Raw genomic sequence first — 25766 nt, 5'->3', positions numbered from 1 at the left:
AGAATTCCGATAAATGGAGGCGTTTTCATTGATGGCTCAGGCTGTCCCTTCGTTTCCGCTGTACATATGCTTCTTCAATTCCTCCCGGATTTCCTCTGGTATCTTCTCTGATTTTTGGGCCTGCAAGTCGTAATTGACGTAGACAGCAGTATTTCTGGCGCATAAGCTGCCGTTTTGATGCAGTTCCTCGTAAAGTTCTAAACTGCTATTGCCAATCTTTTTGATCCAGACCTTGATTTCCACATCTTGTCCGAAATAGATCTGGCTGATGAACTCAAGTGTTGTTTTGACGATGACCATTTTCCACCGGGTGAAATCATGATCAGGTGTAAACAGTGCAAACAACGGATTGCGGGCTGCTTCAAACCATACCGGCAGCGTCGTGTTGTTGATGTGTCCGACGCCGTCCGTTTCGGATACCCTGGGCGATAGAACCGTTTCGTACATACCTCTCCTCCTCTATGCAATGTATACATTCAGTTTAGCATTTGCCGGCTCTGTTTGGACATTGCTTTTCACGCTGAAACCCACTATATTTAGAGAGACGAAATATCTTGCAGACGGAAAGAGTGAAGCACCATGATGGTTTGGGCCGCAGACATGAAAATGAAAATCATGTCTTTCAACCGCAATATCAAGTTGTTCATGCTGGCCAATGTGATGATCCAGATCGGCCTGGGCGTTTTCATGGTCATGTACAACCTCTACATAAAAGAACTCGGCATGCCGGAGACGGTAAACGGCAAAGTCATTTCCATGACCGCCACTGCTTCCGCCCTTATGCTGATTCCTGCCGGTTTCCTCAGCGACCGGTTCGGCCGCAAATGGATTCTTGTCATCGGCGCTTCTTTGGGTGCCGCTACTCTTTTTTACCGGAGCTTTGCAGTTGCCGAAACGCCGCTTGTGGCAGCTGCTTTTCTGACCGGCTTGTTCATGGCATTTGTCCAGGTGTCAGGCATCCCGTTTCTTGCCGAACATTCCAAAGCATCAGAGCGCGTCCATATGTTCAGCGTCTATTTCGCGCTGATGACGCTTGCCAATGTCGCCGGCAGCTTGTTCGGCGGCCTCATTTCCGATGCTTTTCAGCTGCTGTTGGCGATGGATGCGGCACTGGCTATCCGCTGGTCGCTGTTGTTCGGCGCATTGCTGTTTACACTGGCGTTGCTCCCGCTAATCCGGCTCGACAGCCGGCCGCCCGCTGCCGAGGAGAAAGTGAACACGCGGATTGAGATCGATGTTGCCGATGCCAGCCTAAAGAAAAATTTGATTGTCATTTTCCATTTTTCATTCGCCAGCTTGCTGATCGGCTTGGGATCAGGGCTTGTCGTGCCTTACCTCAATCTTTACTTCGCCAACCGCTTTGATGCTTCGAACACCTATATCGGGCTCATTCTGGCGCTCGGATCCGCCATGACGGTAGTCGCTACCCTTATCGGGCCGCTCTTGGTCGCCAAGGTCGGCAAAGTGAAGGCCATGCTGCTGTTCCAGCTCCTGTCGATTCCGTTCCTGGTACTGACCGCCTATACGACATCGCTCATGCTTGCCTCTCTCGGCTTTTTGCTGCGCCAGGCGCTAATGAATGCCGGCAATCCGATCCAAAGCGCCATTGCGATGGAAGTTGTCCATGATAAATATAAGGGGCTCGCCAACTCCGCGAACCAGATGGTCTTCAACATCGGCTGGGCGACTATGGGGCCGGCCGCCGCCGGGCTCGTCATCGCTTTCGGCTCCTACTGGGGCTATGCATACGCATTTACGATCACTTCGGTCCTTTATTTGATTTCAGCTCTCTACTACTACTTCATCTTCGGCAAGCGCAAACTCGCCGAATAAAAAAGGATGGCCCGCTTTGGGCCATCCTTTTTCTAGCTTGTTGAGAAAGATATAAAATACTTGCCTCTTAATCGATATTCCGCAAAGCAGTTTCGTATCTCAGATAACTCTACTAAAACGGACAAAGTTACCAGCTTTTAAAGAGCGAAACCAGCGCCGGCGCGTCCACGGGCTAGGCGAAGCTATGAGACGGGTGTTTTTCCCGGCTCATGGCGGAAGCCAAAGAGGTGCACAAAAGTTTTTGGGCACCTCTTTTGCGACGAGCTTGCGCAGGAGCAATCGTCTTTGCCCTTCCCAAAGCGGCCGAAGCGAGGTGAAAAGTTCATTTTTTTATTAACTTATCTAAAGAAGGTTTCTCGACAGCCTGAAAAAAGGATGGCCCCCATCGGGCCATCCTTTTGCTTATTTACGCTTTTTGCTTTTTTTAGTAACGCGTCCAAGCAGGAATGCTCCTGCAAAAATGCCGATTGCTGTATTTGTCCGTTTGTTGAAGACTTGTTTAGCCACAAGGTTCAAGTTCTGCGGGCGCTCAGCAAGGCGGCGCATGAAATAGCCGTACCAGTCATCGCCGAATGGCACGTAAGTACAGAAGTTATAGCCTTGGCCCGCTAAGTCCAATTGCATGTCTTTGCGGAAACCGTAAAGCATTTGGAACTCGAATTTCTCACGCGGGATGTTGTTCTCTTTTACGAATTCGATCACATGGTTGATGATGTTGTGGTCGTGTGTCGCAATCGAAGTGAATTTCCCGTTCAGCAAATGGTACTCGATCAGCTTGATGAAGTTCGCATCGATCTCATCCATTGTCTGGTACGCGTATTCTGCCGGCTCTTTATATGCGCCTTTAACAATGCGCAGGCGCAGGTCTTTATGTTCTTGGAGATCATCCATCGCACGGTAAAAATACGACTGGATGACCGTTCCGACATTATCATATTCCTTAAGGAGTGTTTCCATCAAATCATATGAAGGCTGCACGTGTGCATAGTCTTCCATATCGATGTTGATATGCATATTGTATTTGCTTGCTGCATCAACGATTTCGCGGAGGTTTTCGTAGCAGAAATCATAGTCGATGTCCAAGCCGATTTGCGTTGGCTTCAAGGAAATATGGGCATCTACTCCGTTTTCATGGATGCTTTCAATCACTTCCAGAATGCTTTCCTTTGCTTTCAAAGCTTCTTCTTTTTCAAAAACGAACTCGCCTAAGTTGTCGACTGTGCAGCTGATGCCATGCGCATTCAATTCCCGGATGCTTTTGATCGTTTCTTCGATATTTGTTCCCGCTACAACCGTTTGCGCCCCTAATTTAAGGCCATATTTCTTAGCCGCACTGGTTAAAAATTGGTTTTTAGACAACCCGATAAACACATCTTTCAACATGGTTTTCCCTCCTGATACATTCCCACCATAATTACTTATACGAATCGCAGTGAAAAAGACTTCTTTCTCCGGCCATACAAGCACGTCTTATTGTAATCCTTTTTTCTGAAACCTGCATCAAAAAAATACGCGCAGCCTCGGAGGTGCATGGAAACCGGATTAAAAAAGCCTTCTCTCCTTAACGGAGGAAGGCTTGGCAACGCTCAATTATTGATGTACTTCTCGAAAACATCCCCGAAATCTTTCACATGGTATTGATTGCGGACAGAAGTCATCCAGGTAAATCCGAAATCCGTCAGCTGGGAATACTGGTCGGCCAGCGCCACATCGTTCGGACGGGAATTCTGCAGTACGGTCACGGCCTTGTTCAAGCTCTCGTCAGCCATCGTGATCAGGATCTGATTTTCATAAGTGAGTTCGGCAATACGCAAAAGCGATTTGTAAAGGTCTTTGAGCTTCTCGATCTGGTCTTTTTGCACATCGATCTTAAACGGCAGCTGGCCTATTTTAAATCCGATTTCGACATCCAAGTCGATTTTTCCGGCAGTTTCCATGATGACGTCAGAAATGGAATGCTGCGAATAAGGATAGCGTTTGAGCGTCCGTTTTGAAGACATTGCACTTTCTCCGTCTACATGGATAAGCGCCAAGTTTGTAAAGCAGTACTCATCCGCTTTTGTCTTGATTAGAAAAAAGATTTTTTCCTGGTCTTCATGCATCACATAATCGTCCGCATCTGTCTTGTCATAGTCTTTTGGATCGATGATTTTTCCGATATCCGATAAACCCAGAGCTTCTGAAGCCATTTTCTTGAACATATGTATCTTCTCCTTTTTCATGGGAACTGTAGATTCCCTGCTCCTTCCAGTTTACCAAAAGATTTCTGAAAGCAACAAGAAAATCTGCAGCAGCCCCGATTTTCCATTGCACTCAAAAAGCAGGCACCCTCGCTCCGATGCCCGCTTTTTCTACGGCTTTTTGAAAGGGCTCAGTAAACCGCTCCTCTTCGCCGGTCTACCTGGTACGTAAATTCCACAGCCACTTCTTTTCCGGCCCCGAGGCGCACCTTGAATTCGATGGACTCGGCATCTTTCACTTCGTAATCATGCGTTGACGACTGCATCTTCCAATTGGGTTCATGGAAACGGTGAGCGATATCAATCCGTATGTTTTCACTTTTCCGGTTTGCGAGTTCGTAGACATAAGTGACGTATTCAAAGCCTTCCTGCTGTTCACGCAGCGTTTCCCGGCTGTCCGACCGGATATCGAAAGCTTTTCCGATGACAAGTGAACATTGTCCATCCGCCGGTGTCTCACGTACGGCGTCTTCTCCAAGGAACTCCCAATCCCCGTCCGTGTCATGCCCGAAGATTTTGGCAAAGCCTTTGGGAAGCGGCATGCCCAGCCCATTTTCCGCTGTATTGGCGAAATGCAATTTGACTGCAGCCTGCCTGCTGTTCCTTTCCACTTCGTATGTTTTTTTGGCTGGTATGCCTTCTGCCGACAAAAAGCGGATCTGCTTTGATTGGCCGTTCTGCAAAGTGGCGGGTTCGCCAAGCCGGTACACATGATAGTCCGAAAATGCATGTTCTTCAAATTGTGCGGCCCTTTTCATATTGTTCTGCGCTGAAAATTCCGCCATATGGAAAAGCTGTAAAGACGGCCGATTGGCTTCCCCCGCGACCAGCTTCAGCTTGGCTCCAGAAAACTCCATGCCGGTCCGGTTGCTGATTTTCGCCCATCCCACGAGGGCCATCTTTCCATCAAGGACCTCCACCACATATACCGCTTCCCATTCCAGCCCCTGGGCAAGGTAGGAGACATGCACCTCCTGATCCAGTTTGGCCGGCGCGATTTTCCAGCTTAATGTCGGCTGTTTGTATAACGCTTCAGGCAACGGAGGCAAAATCAAATCGCCTGACGGGTCGACGAAGGTGCGGCCCGTATCAAGGCATTCCATGGCAATGCCACCCGTAGCATTCAACAAACGCATTTGCCGCTCTTCATCCAGTTCCGGATCTCGGACTGCCACCACTTGCCCGATATACTTGGAGAGCAGCTGCTGATTATCGGCAAAATCAAAATCGTAATTCTGTTCGAGCACCTGGATGCCTCTTATCATCGCAGAGTCCGCCTCGATGGTGCGGGCAACATCAAGAAAATGGATTTCATCGGTGGCTTGGGGCGAAACGATGCGCCGCGTTTCTTTTACCAGCCCAAATCCATTTTGGTAGATCGTCAATCCGAGCGAGCTCCGGTCTTTTCTTTCCGATTGAAATTTCATCGACCCACGTCCTTTCATTGAATAAACCCTCCAAGAACCTGCGTTTCCGCCATTCTTACTTTTCTCCAGCCTCAAATAAGAAGGATCGCTCTAAATCTTGTACTGATTTTTCTCCCGTCAAAGCCAAGGTGATGTCCAAATCGGCAATCATATTGCGCAGCACTTCTTTCACACCCTGTTCGCCAGCAACCGCCAGCCCATACATTGCCGGCCTGCCTATCAATACGGCTTGCGCCCCGAGCGCCATCGCTTTGATGACATCGGATCCACGCCGGATGCCGCTGTCCATCAGCACTGGAATCCGGCCATCCACCGCTTCGCATACAAGCGGCAATGCCTCCAAAGCACTGATCGAACCATCTACTTGCCGCCCGCCGTGGTTCGAGACGATGATGCCATCCACTCCATGCTCAATCGCCAGCTGGGCATCTTCTGGATGCAAGATCCCTTTCAGGAGAATCGGAAGCTCCGTATGTTCCCGGAGGAACGCAAGGTTTTCCCAAGTCAGCCCGGCATTGCCGAAGATCTGGGTCCAATACATGATGGCAGCTTGCGGATCTTCCTGCGGCGACTTTTCCAACTTTGCACAAAAGGCCGGATCGCTCAAATAATTGCCGACGCCTTCACCGATAAGAAACGGCAGATAGACATTCTTCAAATCATATTCGCGCCATGCCATCATCGGCGTATCAAGAGTCACAACAATCGCAGAATGCCCGGATGCTTCTGCCCTTTTCAAGAAACTTGCGGTAATCTCTTCATCTTTGCTCCAGTATAACTGGAACCATCTAGGCGCTTCTCCCATGGCTGCAGCAATCTGCTCCATCGGTACAGACGAAGCAGAACTCGTGATAAAAGGGATTCCGAGGGCGGCACATGCTTTCGCCGTCGCGATTTCCCCGTCTTCATGAATGATGGACTGGACGCCGACCGGCGCAAGAAGCAGCGGAAATTCTTGTTTCACGCCAAAAAGCTCAATACTTAAATCCCGCTCTTCGACATTCCTCAGCATCCGCGGCACAAGTTTCCAGCGGTCGAACGCCTGCAAGTTTGACGCAATGGTCCGTTCTCCTCCCGCTCCTCCGGCCACATAATAATATGGCCCGTCTTCCAGCGCTTCACGCGCCCGGGCTTCCCACTCCTCAAACACTACCGGCAGCCGGTCAGGCGCCGGATTAGGCATGGTTTGGTACACCTCGAATTGAACTCGGTTTCCGAAATTCCCCATTTTATCATCTCCCTGTATTCTCAATTTTCCAACTATACATATTTTAACAGCAAGATCGGAAACATATCTGTTTTTTCTGCTATTCCTATCAATAAAACCAAAATTCTTTGCAATCGTTTTTTTAAGTCCGCCATGTCCCGGACCCCTCGAACAGAAAACAGCCCATGCTTCTGCAGAAAAGCTGTTCCGCAAGCGGATTCTATTCTAAACTGGTTTCAGGAGGCGATTATAATGACGATGAAGATGTTTGCAAGCGACAATAATTCGGGCATCCACCCCGCTATCATGGAAGCGATTGCTGCGGCCAACTCGGGGCATGCCCCGGCATACGGCAGCGATTCATTCACCGATGCGGCCATAGGGAAATTCAAGGAGCACTTCGGGGAGGACTGCAGCGTCCTGTTCGTCTTTAACGGCACCGGTGCCAATGTCACCGGCCTGAAGGCGATGGTCCGCTCCCACCAAGCCATCATCTGCACGGACGGCGCCCATATCCATTCGGATGAAGGCGGCGCGGCGGAAGGGTTTATCGGCGGAAAATTGCTGATCTCCCCAACTAAAGACGGCAAGCTGACCATCGCCGATATCGAAAGGCAATTGCCGAATATCGGCAATCAGCAGCGCAGCCAGCCGAAAGCCGTGTCCATTTCCCAGTGCACCGAACTCGGGACCGTCTACACGATTGAAGAAATCAAGGCATTGACATCCTTTGCCCATGCCAATGGCTTGTATGTACATATGGATGGCGCACGGATCAGCAACGCCGCGGCCCATCTCGGCTGCAGTCTGAAAGAGATGACGGCCGATGCCGGAATCGATATGCTGGCATTCGGCGGCACGAAAAACGGCTTGATGGCCGGCGAAGCTATCGTCTGTTTCCGTGAGGAACTGGCCACAGAACTTGCATATATCCGCAAACAAGGGATGCAGCTCGGTTCGAAAATGCGTTTTTTGTCGGCGCAGTTCGAGCGCTTGCTGACAGACGACCTCTGGCTCGAAAATGCCCGCCAAGCGAATGCCATGGCCCGTCTGCTTGCGGATGGCCTGGTGAAATTGCTGGGCGTGGCACTTACCCAGCCGGTGGAATCGAACGCTGTTTTCGCTTCGATGCCGCGGCCCCAGATCGAGAAGCTGCAACAAACCTATACTTTTGCAGTATGGAACGAAACCTTGAATGAAATCCGGCTCGTCGCTTCATTCGACACGACAGAAGATGATGTTGCCGCTTTTCTGACTGCTGCCGCCCAAGCTTTTAAAAGCTAAACAAAAACCCACTTCAGCGATTGAAGTGGGTTTTCAAATATGAAATTACATAGAGCCGGCAGCTTTGGGTCAACGGCGACTTTTCCGGATGGACCAGATCGCCGTACAACAAATCGCCCAGAAAGCGGACTTCCTCCCTGAACCGCTCCCCCTGGCCGGCATCGAAAACTTCCGCCTGGATATAAAGGGCTGTGCCGCGCTCGGCATAGTCGATAAGGGTAACTTGATGTTCCATAGGCCCTCCTGTTAAAACAATCCGATAGCTTCGCCGTTCGGGCCGACGTCCATTTTCAGCGCCGCCGGCTGTTTCGGCAAGCCGGGCATCGTCATGATGTCGCCTGTCAGGCATACGAGAAATCCTGCACCAAGCTTCGGAATGATTTCCCGGATGGAAATGGTGAACCCTTGCGGACGTCCCAGCAGTTTCGGCTGATCGGTTAATGAATACTGGGTCTTCGCCATGCAAATCGGCAGTTCATCCCATCCACATTTCTTGATCTCCACCAATTGCTTCTGCGCTTTATCGGAAAGCTGGACATCCACTCCGCCATAGACCTTCTGGACAATCGCCCGCAGCTTTTCTTCCACCGAATCCGTTTCATTGTAAAGAAACGCAAAATTTGTCGGGCGCTCCAGTTCCTGCTTCACCAATTCCGCGAGCTCCAGGCCCCCTTTTCCGCCTTGCTCCCAGACATTGGTCAAGGCAATGGCGACGCCTTCCGCTTTCGCCCACGCCATGATTTCCGCCAATTCCCCTTCGGAATCCGTGACAAAACGGTTCAGCGCAACAACGGGTTCGATGCCGAACTGCCGGATGGTGTCGACATGCTTCGCCAAATTCACCATGCCGCGCCGCACTGCATCCGGATCCGTTTCCGCCAATGCGTCTTTTGCGATGCCGCCGTGCATCTTCAATGCGCGCACAGTTGCCACGATCACTACCGCATCCGGGTTGAATCCGCCTTTGCGGGACTTGATGTGCATGAACTTCTCCGCTCCCAGGTCTGCGCCGAAGCCGGCTTCCGTCACGACGATATCCGCCAGCTGGCGGGCCGTGTTCGTCGCAGCCAATGAATTGCAGCCGTGTGCGATATTCGCAAACGGGCCGCCGTGGATTAATGCCGGCGTGCCTTCGATGGTTTGGACCAGGTTCGGCTTGAACGCCTCTTTCAAAAGCAGTGCAAGCGCCCCTTCCACTTCCAGATCGCGCACGGTCACCGGTTCACGGTCATAGGTGTAGCCGATGACCATCTGTGCCAAGCGCTCCTTCAGGTCTTCCAGAGAAGTCGCCAAGCACAAGACCGCCATGATTTCCGAAGCCACCGTAATATCGAATCCGTCCTCCCGCGGCACGCCTTGGGCCGGTCCGCCGAGTCCGATCGTCACGTGGCGGAGTGCACGGTCGTTGATGTCGAGCGCCCGCTTCCACGTAATGCGGCGCGGATCGATATGCAGCCGGTTGCCTTGATGAAGGTGATTGTCAATAAACGCCGCGAGGGCATTATTGGCGGATGTGATGGCATGGATATCCCCGGTGAAATGCAGGTTGATGTCTTCCATCGGCAGCACTTGGGCAAACCCTCCTCCAGTCGCTCCGCCTTTCATTCCCATGACCGGTCCAAGCGAAGGCTCCCGCAGCGCCACAACGACCGACTCGCCCAGTTGATTGAAGGCATCGGCAAGGCCTACCGTTACAGTAGACTTCCCTTCTCCTGCTGGTGTCGGGCTGATGGCAGTGACCAGAACCACCTTTCCGAAATCCGCTGCAGGCGGCAAGGCATTGACATTGATTTTCGCTTTGAAATTCCCGTAAAGCTCAAGCGCTTCTTCAGGGATTCCTGCTCGTTCAGCAATCTCCTTGATCGGCAGCATTTTGACACCAGCAGCAATCGACAAATCCGTAAACGTCATTCATTGTCCCAACTTTCCATTTTTCTTTTCAGTATAACTGCTTTTTGCCAAAACCGCATGGAAATATTAAAAAGGCTGCCCTCCGGCAACCGGGGGCAGTCCTTCTCCTCATTCAGCCTGCAGCTTTAAAAACCAAATTCTTCGTCTGATATCAATTCCGGGAAATCCTCTTCAATGGCCGCTTCCAGTCCGTTTTCTTCAAGGAATTCGAACAACTCTTCTTCGCCTGCCACATGGACTTCGGGCGCTTCGGGATAGGGCCGCTCATGGAACTTCAAGATGTACTTTTTGCGGTTGTTCTTCCGGATCACGTAGACATCGAACGGTTTGTATTGCTTCACGTTCCAGATGGTCTGGTGCTCTATCACGGATGCCGCATCCATTTTCTCCAAGTGGGTGTAGAGGAACGCTTCCGACCGTTTCCGTTCCGCCGAGATGAAGCTCATCTTGGTGTGGTAGCGGTTGATAAAGCGCTCGGAAAGTTCCTGGTGGAACGAAATCGTTTCCCATTCGACCCGGTTGCGGTATTTTTCGATGAACCGCTCGGAGAGGACCTGCCGGCGCGTGACAGTGTTCCAATCCACCTTATTGGCGTGCCTGCCGATCAATGACATGGGCAGCTTTTGAAAATGCGAAAGCAGATCCCACCGCAGCTCGTTCTGGTGCCGCTCCATGAATGCAGGCGACAATCCCTGTCCATTGGCCAGTTCCTGCTTCTGGGAAACCAGTGTCCAGTAAACCCTTTCGTCGAACGGGCGCCCTTCCTTTTCCAGCGTCTTCAGCTGGCGTTTGCTCAACCCTTCCGTATCTTCCCGCCATTTATCCTTGTCGGCAAATTCTTCGATAAATCTTTCGGAGACTTTTTGCCGGACGATCACCGGCTCCCAGTAAAGCTTTCCGCTCCATTCCCGGATGAACGCTTCCGGCAACTCCTGATGCGCAGAAACAAGGTGCCAGTTGACCAATGTATGATTGTCGCGGAGGAAGCCCGGCGAAAGCTGTTCTTCTTCGCAGACCTTATTCCATGGTATGGCCCGTTTGTCTTGGTAGCCTTTCGCCTGCATCAATTCCGGCAACGTTTCAAACATGCAAATCCCCCCTTTCCGCTTTTTCATTATGTACATTTTATCATGGGCATTGGAGTTGAAAAGAAAAAGCACTTGATGCAAAAACCCGCACACCGGAATGCGGCATGCGGGATTGTTTTGAGTCAGGGCTTACTTGTTGCCTTCTTTCGCTTCATCGTCGTTTTGCTTCTTGTCATTTGAAAACCTTACTTCTTCCATCGATTCTTGGGCTTGTTCTCTGAATTCATGTTCGAGCACATTGTCCTTCAACTCATCTTTGTTTTTGTCTCTGGCCATGTAATCCCTCCTCGTTGGTGTTATATGTCCTATTCCCGAATCAAAACCAATAAAACAGGAAATGCAGGTTTAATTTTCACCCGATTTTGTTATCTTGCGTTTTCATCCCCTAAACCTTAAGTTGGCAAGCAAAAAGGTATATAATTGGGGAAAGGGGTGATCGCGCATGGCGGTGCTGCAAAGGGTTTCTATCCCGGCTGATTATTGGAATGCCATCTGCACAAATGATGCAGCGTTTGATGATGAATTCTTTTACGGCGTTGAATCCACCGGCATCTTCTGCCGGCCTTCCTGCAGATCAAGAATGCCCAAAAAAGAAAATGTCCGCATCTTCAAAAATGCCTACGCAGCGCTTGGAGCAGGCTACAGGCCCTGCAAGCGCTGCAAACCGGAAGGCCTGAACCTGCCGGCTGCCGAATGGGTCGAACAGATTACTGAATGGCTCGACCACCATTACACAGAACCGGCCACACTCCAACGGCTGGCTGAAATTTCCCATGGCAGCCCGTATCATCTGCAGCGGTTGTTCAAGCGGTTCAAAAATGTTTCCCCGTCCGAATACGTACAGAAGCTGCGCCTGGAAAAAGCGGAAGAGCTCCTGAAATCGGACACCTTGTCCGTTGCAGAAGCAGGGCACCAGGCAGGATTCGGCAATACGCCTTATTTCATCACACTGTTCAGAAAAACAAGAGGGATGACTCCAGGGCAATTCCGGACCGCCCAAAAACTAGCAGAAGGAGCTGAGTGCCATGGCAACCGGCAAAATTGAATGGACACTTCTCCATCACGGCCAATGGAAGCTTTATATTGCAAAAACAGCGCAGGGGCTTTGCTATATCGGATCTCCTGGCGCCTCGTTCGAAGAGATGGAAGCCTTCACCCGCAAGCGGTTCCCTGACGCAGAACTGGAAGAGAATGCAGCAGCGCTTGCCGCCTATACCCGGGAGCTCGGCGAGTATTTCAGCGGCACCCGCACTTCCCTCACCTTGCAGGTCGATGCCAAAGGGACCGTATTCCAGGAAGAGGTCTGGAAGGCACTCTGCCAGATCCCCTACGGTAAAACCGTCTCGTATTCGGAGATTGCAACGCTGATCAACCGCCCTTCGGCTGTCCGGGCAGTCGGAACAGCCATCGGGGCGAATCCGGTGCTCATCGCTGTCCCATGCCACCGGGTGATCGGAAAAAGCGGCGCTATCACAGGCTACCGCGGCGGGTTGGAACTGAAAAGGTTCCTGCTGGGACTTGAAACCGAGATCTCCGGAACATGAAAAAAGGAGCCTTCCGATAAGCCATCAATAGGCTGGTTCGGAGGGCTCCCTTTTTTACTGCAATTTTCGGCCATGCCATTTCCTGCATCGCCTCTTACTGTGAATCATTTTTAGAGGCATCGATGCCGTTAAGGATAAAATCCGTATACATATCCGCGAGCTTCTGCACCGACAGATCGCCTGATGGATTGAACCATTGATAGCTCCAGTTCGTGATGCCCAGGATGGCAAAGGTGATCATCTTCGATTCCAACCCTTGGCGGAACTCCTTGTTCTCCATGCCTTCTTTGATGATCGCTTCGATATTGTCCCGGAATTCTGCCCGTTTTTTCCGGATGGCCGCCGCATTTTCCGGGGACAAGTGCCGGATTTCCCGGTAGTAGACCCGGCCGATTGCGCCTTGGTTTTCAATGTCGTGGATCAACAATTCCACCACTTTGACAAGTTTGCTGCGCGCGTCTTCTTCGTTTTGCAAAATCATTTTCTGCCTTCTCAGCAAATCATCGATATACGACACATGAATATGCATAAGAAGCGCCTCTTTGCTCTTGAAGTGATAATAGAAGGAGCCTTTCGTCACACCAAGTTTATCCACGATATCTTGGATGGAGGTGGCACTGTACCCTTTCTCCACAAAGAGATTTATGCTTTCCTTGATGAGCTCTGCTTTCATGCGTTCACTGCCTTTCTCTCTATCCTGCCGATTATTATAACATCTCATTCTGTAAAATTACCTGTTTGAAAAGCAAAAGAGAGTACAGCATGTACTCTCCAACTTGATGAGAAAGATATATTGCCTGTCCTTTAATTGATAATCCGATATTCCGCAAAACAGCTGCGAAGCTATTGGCCGAAGGTAGTTTGGCCGATAGCTTTGCGACGAAGCGCGTAGCGCTGCAGGAGCATATGTTTTAGCTGCGCCTCCTCAGCCGCACGGCGGCTTGCGGGGTCTCGGCTGTCTCGCTATCCCGCTGGCAAGTATCGGCCAAACAGCATTTGGCCGGTACTTTGCGACGAAGCGCGCAGCGCTGCAGGAGCAGTACGGTTTTCTCCGCTGTTTTGCTCCATATCTTAAGAGAATATTAATTAGAGTCATAAACATGAATATTTCTCTTTTAGAAAACCTCTCCAGCGCCGGCGCGTCCATGGGCTAGGCGAAGCTATGAGACGGGTGTTCTTTCCCGGCTCATGGCGAAAGCCATGCCCAAAGCGGCCGAAGCGGTGTGAAAGTTTATTTCGTTCATCGAGAAATTTATAGAAGATTTCTCGACCTCCTAGAGAGTACAGCATGTACTCTCCCTTTCCGCTTGATGCGCCCTTACTCCATAATCTGCAGTTCGCCATCCTCGATATACGCCATGCGGAGCATTGAGCCGAAGCCGCCATCTTCCGCCACTTCAGGAATCACGTACACTTGCTTCTCTTCAGGCAGGTTTTTCGCCCCTTTGTCCATGGCCGCCATGATCGCTTTTGTATCATCGACAGAACCGGCCTCTTTCATCGCTTCCGCTAAGACATATAACGAGACATAATGGAAGGCCGATTCCGCGCTCGGGTCGCGGTCGTTGTTTTCTTTGTATCTTTCGATATAAGCAGCCGTGCCTGGGAATTCTGTGTTGACCAATGGCGTCGTAGAAATCGCGCCTTCAAGCAAGTCATAATTGCCGCCAAGGACAGCCGCCATTTCATCCAATTTCGCCTGGTCCATGATCAGGAAACCGCCTTCAAATCCAAGGTCGCGTGCCTGTTTGGCAACAAGCGCTGTTGGCTCTGATGGACCTCCGATAAAGAGCACATCCGGTTTTTCTTCCAATGCGTTCGCTACGATGGTCTGGAAATCGGTATCTTTGCTGAAGTCGATCGACTCATCGAAGACCACTTCGCCGCCTTTTTCTTCCCATACCGGCTTAAGCATTTCCGCCCAGTCTTTGCCGTATTGGCTGGCTGTCGGAAGGAATGCGATTTTTTTGCCGAAACGTTCCATTTCGTAATCCGTGAACGGTTCGAGGTATTGGTCGTAGCGAGGCGGGATGCGGACATTCAGTGCATTGCCCTGTTCCGTTACGCCCGGCTCACTCGTATAGCCCATGATGACGAAGTCTTCCATTTCGTTGAACACTTGCATGGCGTAGATTCCGCCGCTATGAGGGCTGTAGATGAATTTGGCATTTTCTTCTTGCACGAGACGCTTGGCATTCGCAGCCGTTTCGTTCGGCAAGTATTTATCATCGATTGTTTCAAGCTTGAAAGTGTAGGTTTTTCCATCCACTTCAATGCCGCCTTCTTCATTGATGTCTTCTACTGCAATCTTCAAACCTTTCAACGTTTCTTCTCCATAGGAAGCCGCCGGTCCGCTCAAAGGGCCGCTATAGCCGATCGTCACTTCTCCGCCGCCTGAACCGCCGCCGCTTGCATCAGCATCCGTCGATCCTTCTTCCTCGCCGCAAGCTGCCAGTATCAAAATCAACAACAACAAGAAACTGCCGAACACGCTTTTTTTCAATGAATGCATTCAAATCTCTCCCCTTTGTTTGATGAATGTCATGCTCAACCAATTGCGAAGGCGGTCTTCACCTCCTTTAAGCCTTCCTCCCGCCAATTTCCATCAGGCGCCGATGTACGCTTTGCGGATTGCATCATTGTTAAATAATTCTTCGCTTCTGCCCTGCAGGACCACTGACCCGTTTTCGATTACGTAAGCGCGGCCTGCGATTTTCAAGGCTGCGTTGGCATTTTGCTCGGCCAGCAGGACAGTCGTCCCGCTTTGGTTGATTTGTTTGATGGTTGAAAACATCTGCTCGACAATGAGCGGCGCCAAACCGATCGAAGGCTCATCCAGCATGATCAGCTTTGGCCGAGCCATGAGGGCACGTCCAATCGCCACCATCTGCTGCTGCCCGCCGCTCAAGGAACCGGCTGCATTTTCCCTTTTCTCTTTCAAGATTGGAAACAGTTCATACACTTCTTCAAGGGATTCCTTCAACTGCCCTTTATGGCGCCGGTGGACAAAGCCGCCCATCATCAAGTTCTGTTGGACCGACATATCGGGAAACAGTTTTTTGCCCTCGGGACATTGGACAATTCCTTCTTTGACCATCCGGTCCGGCGAATAGCCGTTGACCCGTTTGCCTAGGAAAGTGATCTCCCCGGATGCCGGCTTGTTCAAGCCGCTGATCGTATTGAAGATGGTGCTCTTGCCCGCGCCGTTCGCCCCGAGGAGCACGACCAGTTCTCCTTCCTGCACTTCGATATTGATTTTCGACAAGGCTTCGAATGCGCCGAATTTCACAGTTGTGTCAGTTAGCTTCAGCAATGGCTTCGCCCCCCAGATACGCTTCGATGACCACCGGATTGTTCTTGATTTCATCCGGCGTGCCTTCAGCGATTTTTGCGCCTTGGTTCAATACCATGATTTTATCCGCCATGCCCATAATCATCTGCATTTTGTGTTCAATCGTGCAGACTGTAATGCCGCTTGCTGCCAGCTTTTTCATCAACTGCGCCAACCCTTCCGTTTCTTCCGGGTTGATGCCGGCTGCTGGCTCATCCAGAAACATGACTTTCGGCTCTGTCGCAAGGGCAAGCGCGATCGCTACGCGCTTTTTCGCTTCTTGGGTGATGGTCGATACCGGTGTCTCTGCCAGCTGGACAATGCCCGCAAACTCGAGCGCTTCCATCGCTTTCCGGTATGCCAATTGTTCTTCTTCCTTTTCCCTTTTGGTTCGGAAGATGGCGTCGAACAGAGTCGATTTTGTCCGCAGCCGATGGCCGACAATGACGTTGTCGATCACCGTTGACTGCTCGAACAGGTGGGTGGTCTGGAAAGTCCGGGCGATTCCGAGCCGGGCGCCTTGATGGACCGGCAGCTTAGTGATGTCCCGCCCTTCAAAGAAGATGCTTCCGGATGTCGGTTTGTGGAAGCCGTTGATCAAATTGAAGAACGTTGATTTGCCTGCCCCGTTCGGACCGATGATCGCCGTGATCTTGCCTTGTTCAATCTCGAAATCCACACTATCCACCGCAGTCAAGCCGCCGAATTTCTTGGTAATTCCTTTCACTTCGATAAATGCCACATTGGATTCCCCCTGCGTTATTTTTTCGTGGATTTCACTGGCACCGGATTGAAGTATTTATTCTCCCGCGGCAATTTCTTATGCTGGAGTTTCGCTTTGAATTTATAGAACCCGCCGACGATTCCGGTCGGAAAGAAAATAACCATGATGACCAGGATCGGCCCGAAAATCAGCAAATGGTATTCCTGGTAGCTACGCAGAAATTGCTCAAGCCAGACAAACAGCATGGTACCTACAATCGGGCCGGACAATGTGCCGATGCCGCCGACAATCAGGTACATGAGAAAGTTGAAGACCATGTTCGTGCTGGCGACGTCCGGGCCGATAAAGCGGGTGAGCGCCGCATATAAAGCTCCCGCCAGCCCCGCATAGGCGACCGATATGACAAACGACACGAGTTTGTTGAACCGGGTATTGATGCCGAGTGTCTGCGCCAGCTCTTCGCTGTTTCGGATGGCGATGTAGGTTCTGCCGGTCAAAGAACGGACAATCCGCACCGCTACGAAAATTGACAGCAGCAAAAAGGCCAGGACCAGGTAATACATCGAGGTTGCCGACTCGAATGCCAGCGGACCGATCGGATCGGGCATCGGAATGCCGATGAGCCCGCGCACACCGCCGGTCAGGCCATCCCATTTGTCGATCAGCAGATAGATCAGATAGCCGACGATCAATGTATAGATCGCAAAGAAATGCTCTTTTGTGCGAAGCGCAATCAAACCGAGCACAAGGCCGGCGACGCTGGTCAGAAGGACGGCCAGCAAAAGGGCGAGCCAGAAGTTCATTTCATTTCTCGTAGTAAGAATGCCCAGCGTATAAGCGCCGATTGCAAAAAAGCCGGCATGGGCAAGCGACAATTGGCCGGTGAAGCCGGCAATGATATTCATTCCATAAACACTGATGGTGAAAATAAAGCCGATCGTCATGACGTGGAGCACGTAGCGGTTATCGGCATAGATCAGCGGAAACACCAAGGCGAAAATGATAAGGGCGATGATGACGTTGCGCTGGGTGAAGATTTTCCCCATTTAGTAAACCCCCTTCGCAAAGAGCCCTTTAGGACGTACCGTCATAATGACGATCAGCAGAAGGAAAGCAATCATATCCTTGTAGTCGTTCGAAATATACGTCGCACCCATGCTTTCGGTCAGCCCGAGGAGAAGGCCGGCGATGATCGCGCCCGGGATGCTTCCCATGCCGCCGATGATAACGACGACGAACGCTTTCAAAATGACCAGATGCCCCATTGCCGGAAAAACCAGGTTGATCGGAGAAGCAAGGGAAGCCGCGATTGCTGCGAGCGCGCCGGAGATGGCGAACGTCATCATCGCGACGGCATTGGCGTTGATGCCGACCAGGAATGCACCTTCACGGTTCTGGGCCATCGCCAGGATCGAGGCGCCGATCATGGTCTTTTTCAAGAACAGCGTCAACAGGAACACGACGACCACCGCGACCGCAATCACCAACACCCGCTGGCTGGTCATCGATACGCCCGCTATCGAAATATTATTGCCGAAAGGCGTGATCATCCGCTGATACTCGGTGCCCCAGATGAGCTGAACGAGTGCTTCGAAAAACAGCACAAGACCGATGGCCGCTATTTTGTCATGTATCGGCGGCGAATTCCGGAGCGGATGGAATACAAGGCGCTCCATCAGCACCCCGATCAGCGCCACCACGATGATGGAAATAAGAATCGCCACAAAATAATGCACCCCCATGCTTTGCATGGCAACGAGTGTGACATAGCCCCCGATCAAGTACAGCGCGCCATGGGCAAAGTTCGGGATATGGAGAATCCCGAAAACGAGTGTCAATCCGATGGCGACCAGCGTGTAAACGCTTCCAAGAGTGAGTCCGTTAAATACTTGCTGAAGAAATAAATCCATGCTTTCCCCTCCTCACTTACGAATATTCCTTGTCCAGCCGGCCGGCGATGATGTTCTTCTGAATTTCAGAAGTTCCTTCGTAGATACGGGCAATACGGGCATCCCGGTAAAACCGCTCAATCGGATAATCAGCGATATAGCCGAGGCCGCCGTGGACCTGCACCGCTTTGTCGGCCACCCGGCTGTAAGCTTCTGAGCCGAACAGCTTCAGCATCGCCGCTTCTTTGATCACTTGCCGGTCTTCATCAACCAGCCAGGCCACCCGGTACACGAATGACCGCAGCACTTCCACATCCACTGCCATTTCCGCCAGCATATGGGCGACCGCTTGGTGTTCCATGATCGGTTTGTCAAACTGGATGCGTCCTTTGGCGTATTTCACAGACATATCAAGCAGTTTTTGGGAAGAGCCCAAATTCCGGGCTGCCAAGCCTGCTCTGCCATTCGCCAGGATTTTCAAGGCATTGACATAGCCTTGCCCTTCTTCTCCAAGGACATTTCCAGCGGGCACTTCGCAGTCTTCCATAATCACTTCAGCCGAATGGGAACCGCGAAGCCCCATTTTCTTTTCGACCGCGCCGACCCGAAAACCCGGAAACCCTTTTTCCACAATGAACGATGTAATGCCTTTCGCGCCTTTGGACGGATCCGTGACAGCCATAACCGTAAACACATCCGCTTTGGTCGCATTGGTGATGTAATGCTTAGTGCCGTTGAGAATATACTTATCGCCCTTTTTAACGGCCGTCGTTTTCAAATTCGTCGCTTGCGAACCTGCTTGCGGCTCGGTCAGCGCAAACGCGCCAACGCGGTCGCCGGCTGCCATGTCCGGAAGATACAAGCGCTTTTGCCGTTCATCGCCCATTTCCACAATGCCGACGGTGCCGATGCCGGTATGGGCACCGATCAACGTCGTATAGCCGTTATGGGTCGCGCCGATTTCCTCGTATAATGCGCATTTACCGACCATATTGATGCCGAGTCCGCCATATTCCTCGGGGATGCTCAATCCGAACAGCCCCATTTCCTTTGAGAGCCTGACGATGCGCTCGGGAATTTCATTGTCATCTTCGATCTGCTGTGCCGTTGCCTCCACTTCGTTTTGGATAAAGTCCCGGACGCTTCGCCGGAGAGATTGAATGTCCTGATCCAGTGTAAAATCCATTGCGCCAGCCCTTTCCTTGTCCGCCTTATCAGGCGGGGATAAGAAATTCCTCCAGCGATTTGCGCAATCGGTCTGGAATCGGTTCGGTTTGCTGCTTTTGGTAATCGAAGCATACGATGGTCGCGCTTCCTGAAGCGATCTTTGTTCCGGATTCCGCTTCTGTCAATTCATGCACCAGCTTGAAGCTTTTGGAGCCGATCCGGTCGACGGTCGTCTTGACCAGAAGCGTCTGGCCGGCATAGGCTTGAGCCAGAAAATCACAAGCTGTCGAAGCGATGATAAAATCGATGTTCCCCCGGTTTTCAGCTCCGGTAAAGCCGATCGCCTGGAAGAACTTTGACCGGGCTTCTTCCATATAAAAGAAATAGCTGGTATTGCTGACATGGCCGCCGGCATCGGTTTCACAAAACCTTACATATACATTGATTTCCGGTTTTTCTTTCACGCTGCGTCATCCTTCCCGTTCGATGATTGTTGCAATGCCTTGTCCGCCGCCGATGCAGGCGGTGACCAGGGCATATCTCCCCCCCGAGCGTTCCAACTCATAAACCGCTTTCGTCAGCAGGATCGCTCCCGTTGCCCCGAGTGGATGGCCGAGTGCGATGGCCCCGCCGTTGATATTCACTTTGTCCATATCCATTCCGAGTTCCTTATCACAGGCAAGCACTTGCGAAGCAAATGCCTCATTGATTTCGATGACATCGATGTCATCCAAAGAAAGCCCGGCTTTCTCCAACACTTTCTGCGTGGCCGGCACCGGGCCGATTCCCATAATGTTCGGGTCGACGCCTGCCACGGCATGCGCACGGATTACCCCCAATGAAGCCAGCCCCAGTTCCTCGGCTTTTTCCCTCGACATCAGCACTACGGCCGAGGCTGCATCATTCAACCCTGAGCTGCTTCCGGCTGTTACCGTACCGCCTTCAAGAAACACGGGGGGCAATTTGGCCAATGCCTCTTTTGTCGTCTGCGGGCGCGGGTGCTCATCTTTATCAAAGACAGTCGGCTCCCCTTTTCGGACTGGAATGGTAATCGGCACAATCTGCTCGTCAAACCGGCCTTCTTCCATGGCCTTTGCGGCCCGCTCCTGGCTTTGAAGCGCAAATGCGTCCTGTTCTTCACGGCTGATCTCATATTTCTCTGCCAGGTTTTCAGCAGTAATGCCCATTGGCGGATCCCCGATTTCTTTCGGTGCCAATTGGGATTTCCGGAATTTCGGCGGGGCGGCATTGTATGCTTTTTCCGGCCGTGCCATCAAATAAGGCGCCTGGCTCATGCTTTCCACTCCGCCAGCTATGTAAATATCCCCGTCGCCTGCTGCGATAGCCTGGGCCGCCAAGTTGACGGCGTTGATGCCCGACCCGCATTGGCGGTCTACTGTAAGCCCCGACAGATGCGTCCCCAGGCCCGTCTGCAAAGCAGTTAGCCGCGCTATATTCCCTCCCCCGCTCAGTACGTTGCCCAGGATGATATCATCCACCAATTCCGAATCCACTTTCGCACGCTTCAATGCTTCTTTTACCGCCTCAGCGCCGAAAACATGGGCCGGGACCGAAGCGAGTGCTCCGCCTTGCCGGCCGATCGCCGTCCGTACCGCTGAAACGATGACTGCGTCTCTGTTATTTGCCAATGTCCATTCCTCCTTTTCCGGGATGCGTTTTCAAAGAGAAAAAACGGCATCTCCTTTCAACACATCTTTTCCTTGCTGATTGACTGCCTGTACCGTGAATTTCACTTGCCCTTCCTGCCGGTCCGCTACTACGGCTTTCAAGGTGATGACGTCTCCGATGAACACCATGCCTTTGAAGCGGATGGCATAATCCTGCAGAAACCCTTCCGTAAGGTGAGGGGTGAATAATTTTGCCAGGTTGCCCATCGTCCACATGCCGTGTGCGATAATACCCGGGAGCCCTGCTCCTTCCGCTTCTGCGTCAATGGTGTGAATCGGGTTGAAATCACCCGAAGCCCCTGCATATTTAATCAAATCGAGGCGCGTAACTGGCGCCATTTCGATCTCGTCCAAAGCCTCTCCTACTCCAAGATCCATTATGCGTTTCATACCGGCATCTCCTTTCTGGCTGCTTCGTTGATGATGACGATTCGTTCTTCGGTGAAGAGCAATTCACCTTCCGCATCTTCCCCGTATTTCGTCATGACCAAAAAGCCCATTTCGCCGAAGCCGCCGCTTTTTTCGTAATAATCTTTGACTTCCATCCAGCAATACACATTTTCCCCGACAAATAGCGGGCGCGTGTAATGGTAGATCTGTTCGCCGTGGATCAAGCCTTTTGCCGGCAGTTTCAATTCCGGAATGGTCCCGGCGTCGAATGTCACCGGAAAAGTCGGCGGGGCGATATTCCGCCCAAATTTAGAATTCGCTGCCGCCTCTTCATCAAGATATATGGGCGCCGGATCACCGATCGCTTCCGCAAATTTCCGGACGGCTCCCCTTTCAATCGTATTTTTCACTTTCTCGGATCGTTTACCAATGCTCGCTTTCAGCACAGCATTCGCCTCCCTCGGTTAATTTTTCGGCCCGCCCGCTACATACAGCACTTGCCCGCTGACAAACGATGAACGTTCATCTGCAAAAAACGCTACGGCATTAGCGATATCCGCCGGCCGGCCGCTCCGGTTGACCGGAATGGCGGACACGCTCGCTTTAATCAATTCTTCAAACGGAATGCCGATCCGTTCCGCTGTCGCTTTCGTCATGTCCGTTTCAATAAACCCTGGCGCCACTGAGTTGGCGGTGATGCCGAACTTGCCGAGTTCGATCGCCAATGTCTTCGTAAACCCTTGGAGGCCGGACTTGGCAGTGGCATAGTTCGCTTGTCCCCGGTTTCCTAGAGCCGAAGTGGAAGAAATATTGATGATGCGGCCGTATTTATTCTGCGTCATGTATGTTTGGGCAGCCCGGGTTGCATAGAATGCGCCTTTCAAGTGGACATCCATCACAGTCAGCCAGTCGTCATCCGTCATTTTAAACAGCATATTGTCACGGATCACGCCTGCATTATTGACCAGAATATCGATAGAGCCGTATTTCTCGAAAACCTCTTTCATCGCTCCTTCAATTTGCTCTTTGTCGGTGACGCTGGCATTTTTCGTATAGACGGAATAGCCTTTTCCCTGAAATTCCGTTTCTGTTTCATTCAGCGCTTCCGCGTTGACGTCAATGATGGCGACATTCGCCCCTTCACTGGCAAACCGTTCAGCAATCTCCTTGCCAATTCCCCGGCTGCCCCCGGTGACGAATGCGGTTCTTCCTTTAAAATTGTTTCCCATATCAATGACTCCCTTTCATTCCTTGGATTTAGATGAATTGCCCTATTTTCACATGCCCTTTCAACAAGTTCCGCGAAATGATCATGCGCTGAATTTCATCCGTGCCGTCGTAAATTCTCCAAAGCCGGGCTTCACGGTACCAGCGCTCAATCGGCAATTCCCGTGTGTAGCCCATGCCTCCATGAATCTGAAGCACTCGGTCAACAACGCGGTTGCCCATATTTGCGCCGTACAATTTTGCCATCGATGCCAAATGGCGATTGTCTTCTCCTTGATCGAGCGTAAATGCCGCATTCAGCACCAGCCATTTCGCCGCCTCGATTTCTACTGCGGAGTCTGCAATCGGCCATTGAATCGCTTGGCGTTCGGCAATCGGTTTGCCGAACGTCTTGCGCTCTTTCGAATAGTCGATGGCCATTTGCAGCAGGCGTTCCGCCATGCCGACTGCGCGTGCCCCGACCACCCAGCGCGCAAAGCCGATCCATTCCAATCCGAGGTTGTAGCCGCCGTTGACTTCGCCGAGAATATTCGCCTCCGGCACCCGCACGTTGTCGAACACCAGCCCGGCCGGCCCCCATTCGCCCATCGTATCGATATATTCCGATTTCCAGCCCATGTCCCGATCGACGATAAAGCACGTCACGCCTTCACGTCCGGTTTTCGAATGCAGCTCTTTGTCCGTAATGGCAATGACCATCACGAAATCCGCTTCATTGCCTCCGGTGATAAACGTTTTTTCGCCGTTCAGCACCCATTCATCGCCGTCTTTGACAGCCGTCATTTTCAAGTTCTGCGTATCCGATCCTGCGTCCGGCTCCGTCATGGCGAAGCAGGATTTCTTTTCGCCGTTGATGGTCGGAATCAAGTATTTCTGTTTCTGCTCCTCGTTGCCGTAGTAAAGGATGTTATCTGCCGATCCGCCGAACGTGAACGGCACGAAAGTTTTCGACACTTCCATCAAAACGAGCGCCATCATCATCTGGCCCATGTCCGCTCCGCCATATTCTTCAGGGGTATTGATGCCCCAAAAGCCGAATTCCCGCGCTCTTTGCTGCAGCTCTTTCATTTTTTCCTTGGAAATTCCCGGGCGCCCTTCGCGTTCATTTTTCAATACTTCATTCTCAAGCGGAATCAATTCCTTATCTACAAATCTCCGGATCGTTTTGCGGACCATTTCCTGTTCTTCTGTCAATCGCAAATGCATAATAGCTTCCCCATTTCTTTTTAGGTCTGTTTGGTGAAATGTTCTTTCAATGCGCGTTTTAATATCTTCCCGACTGTTGTCTTCGGCAGTTCATCTACAAAAACTACACCGTCCGGCACTTTGTACGCCGCAAGTTCCTTGCGGCAAAAAGCAATCAGTTCCTCTTCGGTAAGTTCTGCCCCTTCCTTCAGCACAATAGCTGCCCGGACGGTTTCGCCCCGGTATTCATCCGGCATCCCGAACACGGCTGCCTCAAGTACGGCGGGATGCCGGTAAATAGCATTTTCCACTTCGATCGGGTAGACATTGAAGCCGCCCGCTAAAATCATCTCTTTTTTCCGGCCAGCGATGTAAAAGAAGCCGTCCTCATCCATCTTCGCCAAGTCCCCTGTGAACAGCCAGCCGTCGCGGATAGCTTGCGCGGTTTCTTCCGGTTTGTTCCAATAGCCCTTCATTACCTGCGGGCCTTTGATGACAAGTTCACCGACCCTGCCCGCCGGCAGAGTCTCCAAACCGGTCGCCACATCGACAATGCGGGCATCTGTGTTCGGCAAGGGAATTCCGATGCTGCCGTTTTTCTGCATTCCCTCGATCGGATTGCGGTGGGTCACCGGTGAAGCTTCCGATAGGCCGTAACCTTCAGCGACTTTCGTTCCGCTGATGGCGTTGAACTTTTCGATGACTTCAAGCGGCAAAGGCGCCGATCCGCTGGTGCAAGTAGAGAGGCAGCTTAAATCGAATCTTTTCGTCTTGTAATAATTCAGCAAGGCGATATACATGGTCGGAACACCCGGAAATGCCGTCGGCTTGGTCGCTTCGATCAGCTCAACGACTTGTGCCACTTCGAATTTCGGGACGAGGATCAAATTTCCGCCATTGAAGAATGTCACCGACATCCCGCTCGTCATGCCATACACATGGAAGAGCGGAGAGATTGTCAGCACCCGCTCTTCGCCGCGCCGGGTTTTCACGTGACCCGTTGCAGCACTCTGCACCGTATTGGCGACGATGTTGTAATGGGTGAGCATGGCGCCTTTGGGAAGCCCTGTCGTTCCGCCGGTATACTGCAGGACCGCCACATCTTCTTTCGGATTGATTGCAGGTTCGGGCATCTCCCCCAAAAGTTCTTCTTGGACGAAATCATCTTCCAATCCTACTGCGAGGACTTCCTCTACCGGCGTCTTGTCTTTGATGCTGTCAAAAAGCGGCAGCAGCCGGTCCAGGATGATCAGCATTTTCGTTTCGGAATCATTCAGGATATGCAGCAGTTCCGCCGGCTGGAACATTGGGTTCAGCTGGACGACCGTCGCTCCGCAGGCAAGGGCGCCGTAAAAGCTGACCGGGTATTGCGGACAGTTCGGCAGCATGATCGCCACCCGGTCCCCTTTCCGGATGCCTTGGGCATAGAGCAGGCGAGCTGCGCGATCAATCCGGTCCGACAGCTCACTGTATGTATATGTGTTCTGAAAAAATGTCACTGCTGTATGGCCGGGATATTGCCGGGCCGATTGTCTGTAAAATTGAGCCAGCGGAAGTTCCGGAATCTGCACTTCTTTCGGATTTCCTGGTACTACATGCTGCAGCCATGGCCTTTCCATCATTTTTCTTCC

Annotated in this window: 27 protein-coding genes; 4 read left to right on the top strand and 23 right to left on the bottom strand. The window is 51.7% G+C overall.

Annotation, left to right across the window (positions count from 1 at the left end):
• Nucleotides 1-36: 36 nt before the first annotated feature.
• Nucleotides 37-447 (bottom strand): acyl-CoA thioesterase, encoded by a 411-nt coding sequence (locus ACTL32_RS13955; protein WP_441342061.1) that lies wholly within the window; start codon nucleotides 445-447, stop codon nucleotides 37-39.
• Nucleotides 448-579: 132 nt separating this feature from the next.
• On the opposite strand from ACTL32_RS13955, the gene ACTL32_RS13950 reads away from it, so the two are divergent.
• Nucleotides 580-1833, top strand: a complete 1254-nt coding sequence (locus ACTL32_RS13950) for an MFS transporter (protein ID WP_441342060.1) — start codon at nucleotides 580-582, stop codon at nucleotides 1831-1833.
• A 402-nt stretch (nucleotides 1834-2235) separates the two neighbouring features.
• Here the strand turns inward: ACTL32_RS13950 and ACTL32_RS13945 are convergent, their stop codons facing one another.
• The 4 genes from ACTL32_RS13945 to ACTL32_RS13930 all read right to left on the bottom strand — a co-directional run bounded on the left by ACTL32_RS13945 (nucleotide 2236) and on the right by ACTL32_RS13930 (nucleotide 6728).
• Nucleotides 2236-3216, bottom strand: coding sequence for a proline dehydrogenase family protein (locus ACTL32_RS13945; RefSeq protein WP_441342059.1), 981 nt, complete (start codon nucleotides 3214-3216; stop codon nucleotides 2236-2238).
• A gap of 203 nt (nucleotides 3217-3419) precedes the next feature.
• Complete coding sequence (locus tag ACTL32_RS13940; protein ID WP_204892786.1) at nucleotides 3420-4034, bottom strand: PH domain-containing protein; 615 nt, start codon at nucleotides 4032-4034, stop codon at nucleotides 3420-3422.
• Between the two features lie 170 nt (nucleotides 4035-4204).
• Nucleotides 4205-5500, bottom strand: coding sequence for a DUF4139 domain-containing protein (locus ACTL32_RS13935; protein ID WP_441342058.1), 1296 nt, complete (start codon nucleotides 5498-5500; stop codon nucleotides 4205-4207).
• Between the two features lie 55 nt (nucleotides 5501-5555).
• Nucleotides 5556-6728 carry a lactate 2-monooxygenase gene (locus ACTL32_RS13930; RefSeq protein WP_441342057.1) on the bottom strand — a complete coding sequence of 391 codons (1173 nt, stop codon included), beginning with the start codon at nucleotides 6726-6728 and terminating at the stop codon, nucleotides 5556-5558.
• A gap of 231 nt (nucleotides 6729-6959) precedes the next feature.
• Here ACTL32_RS13930 and ACTL32_RS13925 point away from each other — a divergent pair, with 231 nt between their 5' ends.
• Entirely contained in the window at nucleotides 6960-7991 is a 1032-nt protein-coding gene (locus ACTL32_RS13925; RefSeq protein WP_441342056.1) for a threonine aldolase family protein, read from the top strand.
• 13 nt (nucleotides 7992-8004) lie between these two features.
• On the opposite strand, the gene ACTL32_RS13920 is transcribed toward ACTL32_RS13925, so the two are convergent.
• From ACTL32_RS13920 to ACTL32_RS13905, 4 genes are all read right to left on the bottom strand, one after another.
• On the bottom strand, nucleotides 8005-8226 hold the full coding sequence (locus ACTL32_RS13920; protein WP_441342055.1) for a hypothetical protein: 222 nt from the start codon (nucleotides 8224-8226) through the stop codon (nucleotides 8005-8007).
• A gap of 11 nt (nucleotides 8227-8237) precedes the next feature.
• The gene (locus tag ACTL32_RS13915; protein ID WP_441342054.1) at nucleotides 8238-9902 is read right to left on the bottom strand and encodes a formate--tetrahydrofolate ligase; all 1665 of its coding nucleotides are present in this window, start codon (nucleotides 9900-9902) and stop codon (nucleotides 8238-8240) included.
• A gap of 125 nt (nucleotides 9903-10027) precedes the next feature.
• On the bottom strand, nucleotides 10028-10990 hold the full coding sequence (locus ACTL32_RS13910; RefSeq protein ID WP_441342053.1) for a hypothetical protein: 963 nt from the start codon (nucleotides 10988-10990) through the stop codon (nucleotides 10028-10030).
• 129 nt (nucleotides 10991-11119) lie between these two features.
• Complete coding sequence (locus ACTL32_RS13905; RefSeq protein WP_204892793.1) at nucleotides 11120-11266, bottom strand: hypothetical protein; 147 nt, start codon at nucleotides 11264-11266, stop codon at nucleotides 11120-11122.
• Nucleotides 11267-11432: 166 nt separating this feature from the next.
• Between ACTL32_RS13905 and ACTL32_RS13900 the strand changes: the two genes are divergently transcribed.
• Together ACTL32_RS13900 and ACTL32_RS13895 are read left to right on the top strand one after the other, a co-directional pair.
• Entirely contained in the window at nucleotides 11433-12035 is a 603-nt protein-coding gene (locus ACTL32_RS13900) for a bifunctional transcriptional activator/DNA repair enzyme AdaA (RefSeq protein WP_441342052.1), read from the top strand.
• Nucleotides 12016-12534 carry a methylated-DNA--[protein]-cysteine S-methyltransferase gene (locus tag ACTL32_RS13895; protein WP_441342051.1) on the top strand — a complete coding sequence of 173 codons (519 nt, stop codon included), beginning with the start codon at nucleotides 12016-12018 and terminating at the stop codon, nucleotides 12532-12534. The genes ACTL32_RS13900 and ACTL32_RS13895 overlap by 20 nt, the downstream gene beginning before the upstream one ends.
• 94 nt (nucleotides 12535-12628) lie before the next feature.
• Here ACTL32_RS13895 and ACTL32_RS13890 read toward each other — a convergent pair whose 3' ends face one another.
• The 14 genes from ACTL32_RS13890 to ACTL32_RS13825 all read right to left on the bottom strand — a co-directional run bounded on the left by ACTL32_RS13890 (nucleotide 12629) and on the right by ACTL32_RS13825 (nucleotide 25754).
• The gene (locus tag ACTL32_RS13890) at nucleotides 12629-13207 is read right to left on the bottom strand and encodes a TetR/AcrR family transcriptional regulator (RefSeq protein ID WP_441342050.1); all 579 of its coding nucleotides are present in this window, start codon (nucleotides 13205-13207) and stop codon (nucleotides 12629-12631) included.
• A gap of 645 nt (nucleotides 13208-13852) precedes the next feature.
• Nucleotides 13853-15046 carry an ABC transporter substrate-binding protein gene (locus tag ACTL32_RS13885; protein WP_441342049.1) on the bottom strand — a complete coding sequence of 398 codons (1194 nt, stop codon included), beginning with the start codon at nucleotides 15044-15046 and terminating at the stop codon, nucleotides 13853-13855.
• Between the two features lie 93 nt (nucleotides 15047-15139).
• Entirely contained in the window at nucleotides 15140-15847 is a 708-nt protein-coding gene (locus ACTL32_RS13880; protein WP_441342048.1) for an ABC transporter ATP-binding protein, read from the bottom strand.
• Nucleotides 15831-16607 (bottom strand): ABC transporter ATP-binding protein, encoded by a 777-nt coding sequence (locus ACTL32_RS13875; protein WP_441342047.1) that lies wholly within the window; start codon nucleotides 16605-16607, stop codon nucleotides 15831-15833. Before ACTL32_RS13875 ends, ACTL32_RS13880 begins: the two co-directional genes overlap by 17 nt.
• Before the next feature lie 17 nt (nucleotides 16608-16624).
• Nucleotides 16625-17635 (bottom strand): branched-chain amino acid ABC transporter permease, encoded by a 1011-nt coding sequence (locus ACTL32_RS13870; protein WP_441342046.1) that lies wholly within the window; start codon nucleotides 17633-17635, stop codon nucleotides 16625-16627.
• On the bottom strand, nucleotides 17636-18499 hold the full coding sequence (locus ACTL32_RS13865; protein ID WP_441342045.1) for a branched-chain amino acid ABC transporter permease: 864 nt from the start codon (nucleotides 18497-18499) through the stop codon (nucleotides 17636-17638). It abuts the gene before it with no gap.
• 16 nt (nucleotides 18500-18515) lie between these two features.
• On the bottom strand, nucleotides 18516-19664 hold the full coding sequence (locus ACTL32_RS13860) for an acyl-CoA dehydrogenase family protein (protein WP_441342044.1): 1149 nt from the start codon (nucleotides 19662-19664) through the stop codon (nucleotides 18516-18518).
• A gap of 28 nt (nucleotides 19665-19692) precedes the next feature.
• The gene (locus tag ACTL32_RS13855) at nucleotides 19693-20109 is read right to left on the bottom strand and encodes an acyl-CoA thioesterase (RefSeq protein WP_204892803.1); all 417 of its coding nucleotides are present in this window, start codon (nucleotides 20107-20109) and stop codon (nucleotides 19693-19695) included.
• Nucleotides 20110-20115: 6 nt separating this feature from the next.
• Entirely contained in the window at nucleotides 20116-21294 is a 1179-nt protein-coding gene (locus ACTL32_RS13850; RefSeq protein ID WP_441342043.1) for a thiolase family protein, read from the bottom strand.
• A 30-nt stretch (nucleotides 21295-21324) separates the two neighbouring features.
• The gene (locus tag ACTL32_RS13845; protein ID WP_441342042.1) at nucleotides 21325-21723 is read right to left on the bottom strand and encodes a MaoC/PaaZ C-terminal domain-containing protein; all 399 of its coding nucleotides are present in this window, start codon (nucleotides 21721-21723) and stop codon (nucleotides 21325-21327) included.
• Nucleotides 21720-22169: a MaoC family dehydratase N-terminal domain-containing protein gene (locus tag ACTL32_RS13840; RefSeq protein ID WP_441342041.1), complete on the bottom strand. Its 450-nt coding sequence runs from the start codon at nucleotides 22167-22169 to the stop codon at nucleotides 21720-21722. The genes ACTL32_RS13845 and ACTL32_RS13840 overlap by 4 nt, the downstream gene beginning before the upstream one ends.
• Nucleotides 22170-22187: 18 nt before the next feature.
• Complete coding sequence (fabG, locus tag ACTL32_RS13835) at nucleotides 22188-22952, bottom strand: 3-oxoacyl-ACP reductase FabG (RefSeq protein WP_441342040.1); 765 nt, start codon at nucleotides 22950-22952, stop codon at nucleotides 22188-22190.
• Between the two features lie 28 nt (nucleotides 22953-22980).
• Nucleotides 22981-24156 carry an acyl-CoA dehydrogenase family protein gene (locus ACTL32_RS13830; protein ID WP_441342039.1) on the bottom strand — a complete coding sequence of 392 codons (1176 nt, stop codon included), beginning with the start codon at nucleotides 24154-24156 and terminating at the stop codon, nucleotides 22981-22983.
• Nucleotides 24157-24176: 20 nt separating this feature from the next.
• On the bottom strand, nucleotides 24177-25754 hold the full coding sequence (locus ACTL32_RS13825; RefSeq protein WP_441342286.1) for a long-chain-fatty-acid--CoA ligase: 1578 nt from the start codon (nucleotides 25752-25754) through the stop codon (nucleotides 24177-24179).
• Nucleotides 25755-25766 lie beyond the last annotated feature (12 nt).

This window comes from Planococcus sp. FY231025, from assembly GCF_052078085.1.
In the GTDB taxonomy this organism is placed as follows: domain Bacteria; phylum Bacillota; class Bacilli; order Bacillales_A; family Planococcaceae; genus Planococcus.
This window is presented reverse-complemented; position numbering and strand designations above follow the sequence as displayed.